Annotated in this window: 13 protein-coding genes; 6 read left to right on the top strand and 7 right to left on the bottom strand. The window is 66.9% G+C overall.

Annotated features, from left to right (window positions below; all coding sequences use genetic code 11):
• Positions 1-99 precede the first annotated feature (99 nt).
• A complete protein-coding gene (locus tag ACIBCU_RS25890; RefSeq protein WP_362695207.1) occupies positions 100-504 on the top strand; it encodes a type II toxin-antitoxin system PemK/MazF family toxin in 405 nt (134 codons plus the stop codon).
• 283 nt (positions 505-787) lie between these two features.
• Here ACIBCU_RS25890 and ACIBCU_RS25885 read toward each other — a convergent pair whose 3' ends face one another.
• The 5 genes from ACIBCU_RS25885 to ACIBCU_RS25865 form a co-directional block, all read right to left on the bottom strand.
• Entirely contained in the window at positions 788-997 is a 210-nt protein-coding gene (locus ACIBCU_RS25885) for a hypothetical protein (RefSeq protein ID WP_399234311.1), read from the bottom strand.
• A 32-nt stretch (positions 998-1,029) separates the two neighbouring features.
• Positions 1,030-2,355, bottom strand: coding sequence for a serine hydrolase domain-containing protein (locus tag ACIBCU_RS25880; protein WP_399234309.1), 1,326 nt, complete (start codon positions 2,353-2,355; stop codon positions 1,030-1,032).
• A gap of 486 nt (positions 2,356-2,841) precedes the next feature.
• On the bottom strand, positions 2,842-4,176 hold the full coding sequence (locus tag ACIBCU_RS25875) for an MFS transporter (protein ID WP_362927721.1): 1,335 nt from the start codon (positions 4,174-4,176) through the stop codon (positions 2,842-2,844).
• 49 nt (positions 4,177-4,225) lie between these two features.
• Entirely contained in the window at positions 4,226-5,230 is a 1,005-nt protein-coding gene (locus ACIBCU_RS25870) for a PDR/VanB family oxidoreductase (protein ID WP_399234307.1), read from the bottom strand.
• A 1-nt stretch (position 5,231) separates the two neighbouring features.
• Complete coding sequence (locus ACIBCU_RS25865; RefSeq protein ID WP_362927719.1) at positions 5,232-6,365, bottom strand: aromatic ring-hydroxylating dioxygenase subunit alpha; 1,134 nt, start codon at positions 6,363-6,365, stop codon at positions 5,232-5,234.
• A gap of 110 nt (positions 6,366-6,475) precedes the next feature.
• Here ACIBCU_RS25865 and ACIBCU_RS25860 point away from each other — a divergent pair, with 110 nt between their 5' ends.
• Both ACIBCU_RS25860 and ACIBCU_RS25855 read left to right on the top strand, forming a co-directional pair.
• Entirely contained in the window at positions 6,476-7,060 is a 585-nt protein-coding gene (locus tag ACIBCU_RS25860) for a PadR family transcriptional regulator (RefSeq protein ID WP_399234304.1), read from the top strand.
• A gap of 243 nt (positions 7,061-7,303) precedes the next feature.
• Positions 7,304-7,909 (top strand): class I SAM-dependent methyltransferase, encoded by a 606-nt coding sequence (locus ACIBCU_RS25855; RefSeq protein ID WP_399234302.1) that lies wholly within the window; start codon positions 7,304-7,306, stop codon positions 7,907-7,909.
• Positions 7,910-8,189: 280 nt separating this feature from the next.
• Here the strand turns inward: ACIBCU_RS25855 and ACIBCU_RS25850 are convergent, their stop codons facing one another.
• Positions 8,190-9,689 carry a DUF4246 domain-containing protein gene (locus ACIBCU_RS25850; RefSeq protein WP_399234300.1) on the bottom strand — a complete coding sequence of 500 codons (1,500 nt, stop codon included), beginning with the start codon at positions 9,687-9,689 and terminating at the stop codon, positions 8,190-8,192.
• A gap of 195 nt (positions 9,690-9,884) precedes the next feature.
• Positions 9,885-10,496 carry a TetR/AcrR family transcriptional regulator gene (locus ACIBCU_RS25845; protein ID WP_362927715.1) on the bottom strand — a complete coding sequence of 204 codons (612 nt, stop codon included), beginning with the start codon at positions 10,494-10,496 and terminating at the stop codon, positions 9,885-9,887.
• Positions 10,497-10,974: 478 nt separating this feature from the next.
• Here ACIBCU_RS25845 and ACIBCU_RS25840 point away from each other — a divergent pair, with 478 nt between their 5' ends.
• From ACIBCU_RS25840 to ACIBCU_RS25830, 3 genes are all read left to right on the top strand, one after another.
• The gene (locus ACIBCU_RS25840) at positions 10,975-12,144 is read left to right on the top strand and encodes a sulfotransferase family protein (RefSeq protein WP_399234298.1); all 1,170 of its coding nucleotides are present in this window, start codon (positions 10,975-10,977) and stop codon (positions 12,142-12,144) included.
• Positions 12,145-12,280: 136 nt separating this feature from the next.
• Complete coding sequence (locus ACIBCU_RS25835) at positions 12,281-13,138, top strand: HAD family hydrolase (protein WP_362927808.1); 858 nt, start codon at positions 12,281-12,283, stop codon at positions 13,136-13,138.
• A gap of 43 nt (positions 13,139-13,181) precedes the next feature.
• Entirely contained in the window at positions 13,182-13,406 is a 225-nt protein-coding gene (locus ACIBCU_RS25830) for a hypothetical protein (protein ID WP_399234296.1), read from the top strand.
• The last annotated feature ends 274 nt before the right edge of the window (positions 13,407-13,680 follow it).

Here is a 13,680-nt window from a genome sequence, read left to right as displayed (position 1 = left end):
GCGGCCACCGACCGATCTTCTGTCTTCACACACTGATGATCACTGGTGTCCGCACCCGTATCCTCAGCGCCCTCACCGCAGATCGTGCCTGGAGGACATATGCAACGCGGCGAAGTCTGGTGGGTCGAGTTCGACGAGCGACGGCTGGTCGTACTGCTGTCGGGAGCCGAGGCGTCCCAGCTCCGGGCGATGCAGATCGTTGCTCCGGCGGGCATCGACATCAGCGGTTTGGGCGTCGAGGTGGCCGTAGGCACCATGGAAGGACTGCCCATGGAAGGTGTGCTGCGGCTCGCGTTCGCTCATCCAGGCTTTACCCCTTGCACGTGGCTGACCACCGTGTCCCGGGACGACTTGATCGAGCGGGCGGGCGTGCTGCCCTCCTCGAAGCTCCGCGAGATTGAGGATGCCCTCCGTCTTGCTGAACAGCCGAAGGAATGGACCCCGGCAACGACCGCGAAGTTCAGCGAGATGAAGGATGCCTTGCGTCCCGGCGGGCTCGAGTAGGTAGAGAAGAGACGGACGCCCGTGGCGTGGTCAATCTCGTCCAGATGAATATCGGTGGCCACCTGTCTCCATGGCTTCCCACACCAGCAAGATCACGATCTACGGCTGGAGTACTAGGTCGAGAAGTACCTTCTTGGCAGGCCTCAATGCGTCCCCTACAGCTTGGGCGGGCGCTTCACGAACCCCGCGAAGGTACGGCTGCGGGAGTCGGAGCACGCACGTGGGCAGGCGCACGAGCCCGCCGTCGCTGTGCCAGCGCCTCCGGCCTGGCGCCGTGACGTCGTCAGACGGGGAGGTCCGTCGTGCTTTGTGGGACCGGTGGTCTCTTGCTGAGGGGCGCGGGGTGTTCACCGGCCGGTCGGGAGCTGCGGATCGCGCGGATGACGCGCAGCACGATGACCAGCACTCCGGCGGCGGCCGCGACGCACAGGGCGATGAAGGCGTCCGGTATCCACGTCATAGCCTGGCCCGCCCCCACGAACTTCATGAGCATGGCGAGGAGCGTCGCGGGCAGCGCACCCGTCGCTACCCACAGCGTGGGCCCGGTGATCCGGCGCACCAGCGAGGTGGGCGGGACGGCGCGGCACAGGAGCAGTACGGAGCGTACGACGGCCAGGAGAAGCAGCACGGCCATCGCGGTGACGCCCCACAGGTCGCGTAATAGACGTATGCGGACGGGCTGTTCGTGGGTGCCTCGCCGCCGGCGAGGATCGCGGCGGCGCCGAATCCGACCTGCGTGATCGACTCGTCCTGTAGCAGGCCGTAGAGGTTCTGCTCCAGGACGAGGGCGAGATTCTGCTCGGGCAGCAGGAACAGCATCCCCGAGTAGCCAGGGCTGGCGCCGGTGTGCCAAATGGTCTTTTCCAGGGGTGCCTTGAGGCCGCCGACCCGCCAGCCGAGCCCGTAGCCGGTCTTGTCGCCGCTGGGCTGGAGCCTGCCCTCCTCGCGCATCAGGCGCACGGATTCGGGCGTGAGGACGGTCTCGCCGTTTGCGGCCTTGCCGGAGCGGAGCTGGAAGGCGGCGAAGGCGACCAGGTCGTTCAGGTCGCCGCCGGTGTATCCGTAGGCTGCGCCGTGGTCGTCCACGCGGTCGGTGATGGCGGCCGGCTTGCCCCACAGGTATTGGTGCCCCGGCGCGAGGTTGCGCTCACGGGCCGAGGCGCGGTCGGCGATGGCTCCGTCCATGACGGCCGGATCGAGCACGCTCTGCCTGAGGTGGTCGGCGTAGGGGCGGCCGGTGAGGGACTCGACCACGGCGCCCAGGAGTAAATAATTGGCGCTGGTGTAGGCGTACTTGGTGCCGGGCGGGCCGAGCGGCTTCACGTCGTCCAGGGCGCCGACCCGGTCGGCGGGACGCGGGCAGTCGGCGTCCAGGCAGTCGGCGACTTTGAAGGTGGCCGACTCAGGGATGCCCGCGGTCTGGTTCAGCAGATGGCGGACGGTGACCGTGAAGGCGTGGGCCCGGCCGCCGAAGCGGAAGTCCGGCAAATGGTCGACGACCCGGTCGTCCAGGCCGAGCCGTCCGTCCTGGACGAGGGACATCACGGCGCTCGCGGTGATCGGCTTGGCGACCGAGCCCCACAGGAACGGCGTGTCGGCGGTGACCGGCGCACCTCGCCCGTCGGTACCCCAGGACCGCTGGTGGATCGGGCCGCTTGCGTCGACCACGGCGTAGGAGAGCCCGGGGGTGCCGGTGGCCTTCATACGCTCGCGTATGTACGCGTCGATCTTGGCGAAGCGACCGGACGGGGCGGGGCTCGCGGCGGCCGGTGTGGCCGGAGTGCACAGCATCAGGGGGATCAGCAGGATGAGGGTGGTCACGGCGGCGTGCCGTAGGCGGTGCGTGCGCATGGCAGGTCCTCACCATTGGTCGAGGGGGAGGGGCGGCCGTCCATCACTGCACACAGGGCCGCGACGGATAACCCGGGCCCTGCGAGGCGAAGGCCAGAACCGGAAACTGAGGAGCGGGCGTCCCGCCCTGGAGAGGGACGCCCGCTTCATGACCACCGTGCTGATGGTGGTCGGTGAACTCCCGCGCCCGCCAGAGCCATTCAGCGCTCGCGAGCCGAGCGTGACGAGTCGTACCGAAGCGCATCCGACGTCTTCGCTCGCCACCGGGTCACAGAGACAGCCGCCGCCCAGCACACGACTGACCGCCGTACGATCCGATGCCCGGCCGTCACCGCCCTGCCTGCGGCGGGCCCACCTTCGTGGGCACGGCTTCGGCCGGGTGTCACGCCGGACCGGGGGTGTGCGTAAGCCGATACGGCGTACGCACACCCCTGACCATGCGGATCCACAGGTGCGGCTGAGCGTCGTGAGGAGACAGGGCAGAGGTCAGACGGCGACTGCCTCCTTTGCTTCGGTGCGGGACTCCGGGTCGTACCGGCGCAGGCCTACCAGGACGAGTGCGCAGGCGGCGACCACCAGGGCGGCACCGACGTAGAGCTGCGTCGCGGAGGCGCCTGTGTCCTTGAGCATGCCGGCGATGGTCGGGGACAGGATGGCGCCGATGCGTCCCATCCCGAGCGCCCAGCCCATGCCGACGCTGCGGACGTTGGCCGGGTAGAGCGGCGGGCCGACGGTGTACGCACCGGCGATGCAGCCGTTGATCAGGGCGCCGACGACGACACCGATGCCGAAACCGAGCCACAGGGTCGAGGTGCTCAGGATGAAGACGATCATCATCGCGGCCGAGAGCAGGGAGAACCCGATCAGCACCACCCTCGGCGTACGGACCCGGGCGGCTACGCCGTAGAGGACCGAGCCGACCGTGCCGCCGATCGAGATCGCCATTCCGGCGGTCACCGCCGCGCTCTCCGAGAGGCCCTCCTCGACCAGGAGCGTGGGGGTCCAGCTGTTGACGAAGTAGAAGCCGAACATGATCGTGATGAAGGTGAGCCAGAGCAGGATGGTCGGGGCCATCAGCTGCTTGAGCCAGCCCGAGCCGGCTCGCTCGGTGTCCGCCCGGGTGGCGGCCGCCTGGTCGAGGTCGGTGTCGGTGACGGCCTCCATCCGCATTCGGGCCAGCGTCCGGTTGATCCGTTCCAGCGCACCGCTCGGACGGCGCTGCTCGAGAAAAGCGACCGACTCGGGGAGGAGGATGGCGATCACTATCAGGGCGAGCAGGGTCCCGACGCCACCGACGTGGAACACGATCCGCCAGTCGCCGCCCAGGGTGGCTTTCGCCACCAGGCTCGCCGCGGTGGCACCGAGCCCGTAGCCGGCGGTGTAGATGCCGATGGCGAGACCACGGTTCCTGGCGTTGGAGAACTCGCTGGCGATCACGTTGGTGCTCGCCAGGATTCCGCCGACCCCGAGGCCGGTGACGAGACGGAAAATGCCCATCACCGTGGCCGACGGCGCCATCGCCGCGCCGAACATGCCGATCGTGCAGAGAGTGAGGCTGATCAGGATCAGTGGGCGTCGGCCGATGACATCGGCGAAGGGCGCGAGCAGCATCGAGCCGATCGCCATCCCGATGAGCCCGACCGATACCAGCAGCCCGAACTGCGAGCCGTTGAGCGCGAACTCCTCGGTGACCGACGGCCCGGTGAAGGCGACCGCCATGACATCGAAGCCGTCCAGGCAGTTCATGAAGGTGCAGAGCGCGACGATCAGCCATTGGTAGCCGCTCATCGGTGTCTGCGATATGCGTGCAGCGATGCTCATGGGTGGTCCAGGTGGTGAGGGATCCGGGCGTACGCGGTGCTGCACCGGGTCAGGTGAGGTGGAGGGTGAGGACGGCAGGGCCGTCCGAGCCGCTGTCGGCTGCCACTGCTCGGGAGACGCAGAGGCACAGGCGGCCCGAGCGTTCCTTCTGGGGCTCGCTCAGGAAGACGTCGCGGTGGTCGATGGTGCCGGTGGAGTCGACCACCTTCGCCAGACACAGCCCGCACTCGCCCTTGCGGCAGTCCGAGAGCGTCCCGACACCGGCCGCCTCGAGGGCGTCGAGGATGGACGTGTCGGGTGCGACGGTGATCTCCCGGTCGAGCTGAGGAAGACGCACCACGAACTCCTCGGCCGGGTGGCGGCCGCTGGAACCGAAGGTCTCGAAGCGCAGGTTGGTTGCCGGCAGGCCGTGTACGGTCCAGCTCTGCGAGACGGCGTTCATGAGCCCGATCGGGCCGCACATGTAGAGCTCGGTGCTTGCCGCGGCGGGCGTCCGGGGGATCTCGGCGACGAGGTCGTCCACCGCCAGCGGGGTGCCCTCGTCGACGACGTGGACACGGAGTCTTTCGCCGTGCTCCGCGACCAACTCGTCGAGGTACGCCATCACGATGCGGCTGCGACCGGCGAACACCAGCGTGTAGTCGGCACCGCGTCGCCGTAGGGCGGAGGCCATCGCCATCAACGCGGTGACGCCGATGCCACCGGCGACGAGTACGTAGCGGGAGGCCCCGACTGCGAGCGGGAAGTTCTGCAGCGGACCGGTGACGGTCAGCTCGTCCCCGGTCTGCAGTCGGTGCATCGCCGCCGAGCCACCGGACGAGGTGGGGGAGAGCTGCACGCTGAGGGTCAGCCGGCGACCGCCGTCCTCGGAGCGCACAACAGAGTAGGAACGCACCCGGCGGGCGCCGTCCCCGATCTCGACGTCGATGTGCGTGCCTGGCGCGGCGTGCTCGGGCTGCTCGGGGGCCAGGACGATGCGGCGGACGCCGACAGCGGCGTCGGAGACCTCGACGACCCGGGCCCGCTGCCAACGAGGCCGGGTCTGCACCGCCACTTCAGGCCCCCTGACCGGCGGCCGGCACGGAGGAGGGACGCCCCTCGGCCGCGATCATGCGCTCGAGTATCCGGCGTACCCACATCCCTCCGGCGTCGATGTTGAGGCTGTAGAACTCGTGGTCCGGGTTGGCGTCGATGGCGCGCTGCTGGGCGCGCAGCATGTCTTCGTCCTCACCGAAGACCCCGTGCACCGCCTGTCGCAGCTGGGTGGTGATGGTCTGACTGTCCAGGCGGTAGTTGCGCATGAACGCCCAGAAGTAGTGGGAGGTGCGGTCGGTCTCGGGGGTGATCGTGTTCATCACGTATCCGTTGACGCCCTGGCTGCGATCGCCCTCGGGCGCACCGGTGCCGGCCTTCGCCACACCGACGTCTATGCGGATCGTGGCCGGTGCCTCGAACTTGATGATCTGCCAGCGGTCGACCTTGCCGGAGAAGCCCGGGAACTTGTCGCGCATGTTCTTCAACCAGAACGGAGGGGCGTCGATGTCGCGCATCCATCGGGCGACGGTCACCGTGTCGCCCTCGTGCGTCACGTCGAACTCGGCCTCCGACAGCTCCTCCTGGCCGATGCTCGAGGAGTGCACGAATTCCTCGTGGGTGAGGTCCATGAGGTTGTCGAGGACGAGCTGGTAGTTGCATTCGGCGTGGATCGTCCTGCCGTCGCCGGCCCACGCCGGGTCGTCCATCTGATGCATGTCGGGCACGACGGCCGGATCGGCCAGATCCGGATCGCCGACCCAGACCCAGAGGTACCGGTAGCGTTCGACGACGGGGTACGAGGGGACCACCGCGCTGGGGTTGATCGTCTCCTGCGCGGGCATCCCTGTGCAGCGGCCGGTCGAGTTGTAGCGCAGACCGTGGTACGGACACCGCAGCTCGTCGCCGAGGATCCTGCCCTTCGACAGCGGAGCGAGCCGGTGCCAACAGGCGTCCGCGAGGGCCACCGCGCGGCCCTCCGAGTTGCGCCACAACGCCAGCGGTACGCCCGCGACCGTGCGGGCCAGCGGCTGCCGGCCGGTGACCTCGTAGTCCCAGGCGGCGACGTACCAGGCGTTGCGAGGGTAGTTGAAGATCTTCGCCGCTGCGGTGGTCGGTGGCGCGGTGTCCGGCGGGGGAGAGACGGAGAGGGGCATAGGAACTCCCTATGGAGAGAGGTATGTGTTGCGCGGGTCACAAACTAGCTATGGATATAGTGAGTGGCAAGGGTCTGTACCTTGATCAGTCCGGAAGGGGAGGTAACGCCTTGTCCCTGCGTTACGCGCTGACCGCGCTGCTCACCGGTCGTCCGATGACTGGGTACGACATCTCGAAGAGCTTCAGTCGCTCGGTGGCCCATGTCTGGCACGCCCCGGACTCGCAGATCTATCCCGAGCTCAACCGGATGGAGCGCGACGGACTGCTCACCTCGGTCGAGGTGCCCTGGGGCAAGAAGGGAACGAAGAAGGAGTACCACGTCACCGCCGCCGGCCTCGCCGACTTCCGGGCGTGGATGAGCTCCCCGTTGACGCCTCAGCGACAGCGCGACCCGGTGTTCCTGAAGGCGGCCTACTTCGACTTCGCCGACCCCGCGTCGGTGCGTGAGCAGCTCACGCAACAACAGGCTTACTGGGAGGAGCAATTGAGCATGCTCGAAGGCACCCGGGCCGCGCTCGTCGACCGCACTCACCCCACCCTGGCCGCCCGCCTGTCCAAGCTGACCGAGCGGGAGGCCGAGCTCGCGGTGCGCTACAAGGTGTACGCCTACGACGGGCTCATCGCCCGCGCCCGGGCCGAGCTGGCCTGGATAGCGGACGGATTCGCCCTCGTCGACGAGCTGCACGAATCCTGACTCCTGGAATCGCCGGGCTGCCGCTTCGGCTGGAAGCGTCCGTGGCTCACGGGCCACCGGGTACGGGCGGCACCTGCCTGGCCGGCGCCGTGTCGGTAAGACCGGCCGCTCGGCGCGCTACTGGCGATCTCTGTGTGCTTCAGTCGCCCGCCTCCGACTGGAAAGACTCCAGGGCGTGGCCTTCAGCGCTGTGCGTCCAGCCGCTTCTTCGCGTGGTCGCACGGGCGCCCTATAGTTGGTCTTATGAGTCGGTGGACGGATTTGGCCGGGAAGGCCTCCGGGGAGGACTACGCCGCACGGTTCGCCACCCTGGCCCGTGGTGGCAAGAACGTGCACGGCGAGGCGCAGTTCTGTGCAGCTCTCGTGCCTGTCGGAGCGAGGGTGCTGGACGCCGGTTGCGGAACCGGACGCGTCATGATCCGGCTCGCGGAACTCGGGTACGACTGTGTCGGGGTGGATCTGGACGCGTCGATGCTGGCAGTGGCGCGGAAGCAGGCGCCTGGACTGCCCTGGTTCCAGAGTGATCTGGCGGAGTTCGAGCCGGCCCGGCTCGGCATCGCCGGAGGCTTCGACCTTGTCGTTGCTGCGGGCAATATCTTCCCGTTGCTTGCACCTGGTACTGAGTCCACGGTGGTCGAGCACCTGTCCGCGGCATTGCGTCCGGGCGGCCTGCTGGTCGCCGGCTTCGGCCTCGACGAAGCGCATTTGCCGGTGCCGCCCAGCCTTACGCTGTCGGACTACGACGACTGCTGCGCCGCGGCCGGGCTCACCCTCGTCGACCGGTTCGCCACCTGGGATGCCGACCCTTACGACGACGGCGGTTATGCCGTCAGCGTCCACCGTCGATGAGGGCGTACCGGGCGTCTTGACTGCCGTGTCGACCAGATGGGGCGGCCACCACCGTGCACCGTGGGCAACTCCTTGGAATTGCCCGGGGAGCGGGATGGCGACACCTTTCTCTCCGTAGTCGATCTCCTCGCACGGGCGGATCCGGCGGTCGAGACGGACCTCCTGCTCGACCTGGGCGCCGTGCTCAGCGGTGTGTTTCCGGCGGGCGGACCAGCTCATCGGCACTGCCGTCCCGGCAGCCACCCGCTCCTGACCTGCACGCATTCCGGAGGGAAGAGGTTCAGTGCTCGCAGAGGGAGAATTCTCGTTCGTAGAGCTGCTCGTTGTGCTCGTCGACGAAGAACTTTCGTTCCTGCATGAGCCGTTCGCGGTAGTTCTTGGCCTGTTCAAGAGTCATGGTCGAGGTGTCTGACCACGGTTGTTGCGGTGGCACATCGGATGTCGAGACGATCCTTTCCGACGGGTCGACCAGGAAGAACGCGAGAATCTTGCGATGTCCCGGGCGGGTGGGGTCGGTGAGGCGGAATGAGCCGACGCGGTGTTGCAGCATGTTCGGGAAAGCCAGGCAGCGGCCCGCTGGGGTCGATGCCGACCCCAGCGTCTGATTCAGTGCGTCTTCGTCCTCCAGGCCGTAGACCTCCCGCAGACCGTTGTCGTCGTTCTGTTCGTAGCGCGGGTCGTCGAGCGCCGACCGGAAGCTCAGCCGGCTTTCGGTGATGTTCTCGCTGTCCCAGTAGTAGATGCCGGTCGATACGATCCGCTCGTTCAGCATCCCCTCGACATGCCAGGAACCGCCGGCGTACTCGGGCTTTTCCGGGGTGAGATGAATGGTGGCGAGCTTGACGATGACCTGGAGACCGCGACCGCGCAGGTCGACTCGGGCGGATCCGTCGGGCAACACGGGCGGCGTGAAGGACGGGGCGTCCGGGATGACCGGGCGGCGGTTTTCCCACCAGTCGTCCAGGGCCTCCTCCCATGCCCGAAGGGCTTCTGCATAGGCCACGTCATCAGCGTAGGAGGATTTGTCCGGGTACTCGGGCTCCGAGTCGTACCAAGCGAAAGGATCAGCCTCGATCCGCAGGGGCCGCGGATGGCGCAGGTCGGTGAGCACGTTCTCGAGCAGAGGACGAAAGCGTGCGAACAAGTCCGGCAGGACGGACGCCAGTTCGTGATGAGCTTCGGGGTGGACGTTGTTGACGTACGAACGGAAGACCACATTGCCGTCGGAACTGACATCGACGTCCGTGGGAAGCCACTGGAATTTCTCCGAGAACTCGTGTTTCGAGTAGCGGTCCGTCGGGTTCTGCCAAGCCTGCTCGGGCGCCCCGCTCACCTCTCTCACCAGACAGAACAGTGAGGGATGAACCAGATCAATCACCTGGCCGTCGGATCCGGGATGCCAGTCCTGTTCTGCTTCGGGGATCTGTTCCAGAACGCGAACCGCCTCGCGCAGCCGGGATCTGAGCTTGTCGTCGACCAATGTGTCCGACTGCCAGACGCCGTCGACGGCTGACACTTCGATGCCGGTCCGTCCGTCTCGCAGTGCCGCGTAATGCACGAGTTCGTCAAGCACGTAACGAACCTGCGCTTCGGTGAGCCCTTGGGCGACGGCTTCTTGTGTCCACCTGGCGACGATTTCGGCATCGTTCATCTTGTCGAACCACCCCGGCTTCGCCCGGATGTGCGAGCTGCACCGCATCATCTGGAGTTCCCGCAGCGTACGAGGCGTCGCGAACGATAGGGAACGGGAAGCATGAAAGGGCAGCGGGAAAGCAGACATGCCAGCCAATTCTCTTGGTCCTACGAGTCGGTGTGTGGTGGCGGGAAGGATACTTCAGCAGACCGACACCGCAGCCGTAGGCCCTGTCATCACCGGTCCGGGAGCGCAACCCGCACGGTCCGGAGCCCGGACGGCTCAGCGAAGCGCCGTGGAGACCGAATCGCCCTGCGTGATCTCCGACCGGGCGCGCTCCGGTCAGAGATGCTTCGAGAGGTCGGACTTCAGCCAGACCGAGGCGGTGGTGACAAGCATGTTCAGCGCATCGTTCACGGAAATGGAACCGTTGTCGCTGACGATGTGCAGACCAAGGCCGTCCTCCATGGCCAGCAACGCTTCCGCGAGAGCGCGTGCGGACATCTCCGCGCGGAACTGCTTGGCTGCCAGCCCGCTGTCGATGACGCTCTCGTAGAGCATGATCTCCCGATCCCAGAGCGACGTCATCAGAGCGGCGTGCTGCTTGCTCCGTGTGGCGAGACCGTGCAGCTCGTACAGCATGCCGCAGATCTGGTCCTCAGGGCCCGAGGGAAGTCCCGACTCGAATGCCCTGACCAGTCGCCGCGAGGGGTCGACCACCCTCGACATGGCCTGCATGCGGTGATCCACATACCGGTTCACCAATGCCCGGTGCACGTCGTACACCAGGTCGTCCGTCTCCGGATAGTGATAGAGCACCGAGCCGGGTGACATTCCTGCCCTGGAGGCGATCTCCCGGATGGTGAGAGCGGAGAGTCCCAGCTCCGCGATGCACTCCTCGGCCGCCTTGACCAGCTGCTTCTTGCGCTCTTCCGAACGAACCCGACGTGCCACAGGTGGTTCCTCTCGACAGCAACGATCCTGGTCACCAGACGTATGACGCAGGCATCGACGCCCTCATAGGCTATCGGCCCCCTACCCGACATCAAGCTCTTCGGTCATGCACTCTACTGCACAGGCGTTCAAAGATTCAGTTGCCCTCGGACTCCTGATGCAGAAGCTCCCGGGCCTGCGGCCTGAGCAGTGATCAAGTGCGTTCGGGCGACACAAAAGTGCAGTTCAAGCCCATGGTGCGACGGAGGGGGACCGCTGTGCTGCGCCCGCCGGCCGGCGGACTCCCCTTGACACTCAACTGCCGACTGATGAACGCTGGCGCAACTTCGACCGGGCCGATGTGCCCCGTCGAGGCGGGGTGAGGGCTTACGGGGGCAAGCCAGAGGCAGTGTGCTGTCGTCTCCGGCTCGGAAACCGGTGTTCATCGACCTGCAGGCGCGAGACCACGACGCAGTGCAACTGGTGAGAGGGACGGGACATGGGTGAAGAAGACATCCTGCGACAGCTGACGAAGGACCGGCTCATGGAGGAGGCGGTCAACAACACCGGACTCTCCGACTTCGGTGAGCCCGGCTTCGAGGAAAGCCTCGAAATCCTCCTCGAGTCGCTGCGCAGGACCGCCGGCGACCTTGGCCCTTACGGCAGGACGTGCGCGCGCGGCATGCCCCTGGGTGCTCTGGAGAACCGTCTGCACCTCGCCGAGAACGCCCGGTCACACCCGGATATCGCACAGACGGCCATCCACGAACCGATCTTCATTCTTGGACTGCCCCGGAGCGGGACCACGCTGCTCCACAACCTGCTGTCCATGCACCCCGCCCTGCGCGCCCCCCTGTTCTGGGAACTCCAGTCTCCGGCCACGCCCCGGGGCGAGGGGCGGGAAGACCTCATCGCGAAGTGCCGGGCAGGGCTGGAAGTGCAGCACGAGAAGACCCCGAGCTTCCGTTCCATCCACGCGCAGTCCCCCGAAGGACCGGAGGAGTGCAGCTGGCTCCTCATGAACGAGCTGCGCAGCTTCCTCTTCCTGTTCTGCTTCGACGTGCCGGAGTACGGTGAATGGCTTGCCTCCGCCGACATGGAGCGCGCGTTCCTGTCCCACCGGTCCCAGCTCCAGCACATCCAGTGGCGGCGTCCCGGGGGAAACCTTGTCCTCAAGGACCCCTACCACGCGCTGTATCTGAACGAGATCAACAAGGTGTACGGCGACGCACGGTTCATCTATCTCCACCGTGACCCCGCCGAGGTGCTCGGTTCGCTCTGCAGTCTCCTGGAGAGCGTGCGCAAACTGTCCTACGAGAACCAGCCGGTCCACACGTACGGTGCGCAACTTGCCTCGCTGATAGAGCAGCTGATTCGCGCACAGCAGAGCTTCCGGCAGGCGAACCCGCTCGACGGCAGAGCCCTGGACATCAGCTACACCACGCTCGCGGCCGACCCGGTGGCCACTGCCTGCACGATCTTCGAATTCCTGAAACTGGACGTCACCGCCGACATCCAGCAGCGCCTCACGGCCTATGTCGGGGAGTTCAGTCAGCACAGGTACGGCGTTCACCGGTACTCGCTGGACAGGTTCTGCGCGGACGAAGCGAGGGTCGCGCGTGAACTGCGTGACCTGGCGGCCGAGGACCCGGTCGGGAGCTTCCGGTGAACAGCACGGCCCCGCCGGAGTCCCGTCGCCTCGCGTCGGGTGCGGCTCGGATCGAGGAGCGGTGACCGTGCTGGGAGGGACTGCAGAAGGCGCCGCTTCCGTGTCCCGGCGGCCTCGGGACGCCGGAACCGGTCGCCTGCGGAGCGCCTCCGGGTCAGGCGTCGCCGGATTCCCGTACCAGCTGGTCGCGACCGATCTGGACGGGACGCTGCTGCGTTCCGACGACACGGTGTCGGGTCGTACACGCGCCGCGCTCGCCGGTGTGGCGGCGGTGGGCGCGGCGCACATCGTGGTGACCGGACGGTCCGTGCCGTGGACCCGGCCGATCCTCGAATATTTGGACTACCAAGGCATAGCGGTGTGCGGGCAGGGCGCTCAGGTCTTCCACGCCGGGGAGCAGCGGCTGATCACATCGGTCACGCTCGACAGGCGGACGGCCGCGTCGGCTCTGTCGGTGATCGAGGCCGTGACCGGCCCCCTGGCCATGGCCGTGAGCAGGGACGGGCTCGAGGGCGAGGTCATCGCCACACCTGATTTCCGCAGGCCCGGCGAAGGTGAGGAGACGGCGCACCCACTGCCGTACGTGGCCATGGTGGAGCCGTCGGATCTGTGGGCGGCGCCGTTCAACAAGATCTACATCCAGCATCCGGAGTTCGACGACGACGGTCTCGCCGATGTGGCGCGGCGGACGGCGGGCGATCTGGTCGGGGTGATGATGGCCGGTGCGGGTGTGGTGGAGCTGCTGCCGCCGGGTCTCACCAAGGCGACGGGGCTTTCCCTGGCAGCGCGCGAGCTCGGAGTGCCGGCCGCGGGCGTGATCGCCTTCGGGGACATGCCGAACGACATTCCGATGTTCGAGTGGGCGGCGCGCGGGGTGGCGATGGAGAACGCGCACACCGGGCTGAAGGCAGTGGCGGACGAGGTCACCGCCTCGAACGACGCGGATGGGATCGCTGTCGTGCTCGAGCAGTTGTTCGCGGGCTTCGCCGGCTGAGGCAGGAGAAGCGGCAGCGCCGCACCGCGGCGACTCCCACGGTGTGGCGCTGCCGCACCTGGCCACGCACCGCCGCGGCGGTGACCGTCACTCGCAAAACCGTGGATTCACGAGTTTTCCTGTTCAACTGTTCAAAGTCATGGACAGGGTTGATCCTGCCCGCTGTTCAGTGGGTGGACACCTCTCGCATGATGTGTTCTCGACAAACATGCAGGTCAAGCGGGGTGAAAACCATCATCTGATGCAGTTCGGCCCGGCCGTCGCCTGATAGGTCGTTGACAGTGCTTCGCGGTTGATAAACACTTGTGCAACACAAAGCGACTGATGATCACTCGCCGATCCGCGTGTCACCTACGCAAGCGGCGCGGCCTCGCGAGGCGGTGAGTGCATGTGTCGTCAGTGTCCGACGCTGTCGGTCCGGGGGTCTCTGACGTGTTGAGAACGCGGCCCCGGCAGCGCCTGCCCATGACCAGGGGGATTCGTGGCGCCTGAACTCATCTGTCGACACGCACGGCGGATATCTCCGTGATTGTCGTGCTGAT

It is taken from the genome of Streptomyces sp. NPDC051064 (assembly GCF_044455985.1).
Taxonomy (GTDB): Bacteria; Actinomycetota; Actinomycetes; order Streptomycetales; family Streptomycetaceae; genus Streptomyces.
This window is presented reverse-complemented; position numbering and strand designations above follow the sequence as displayed.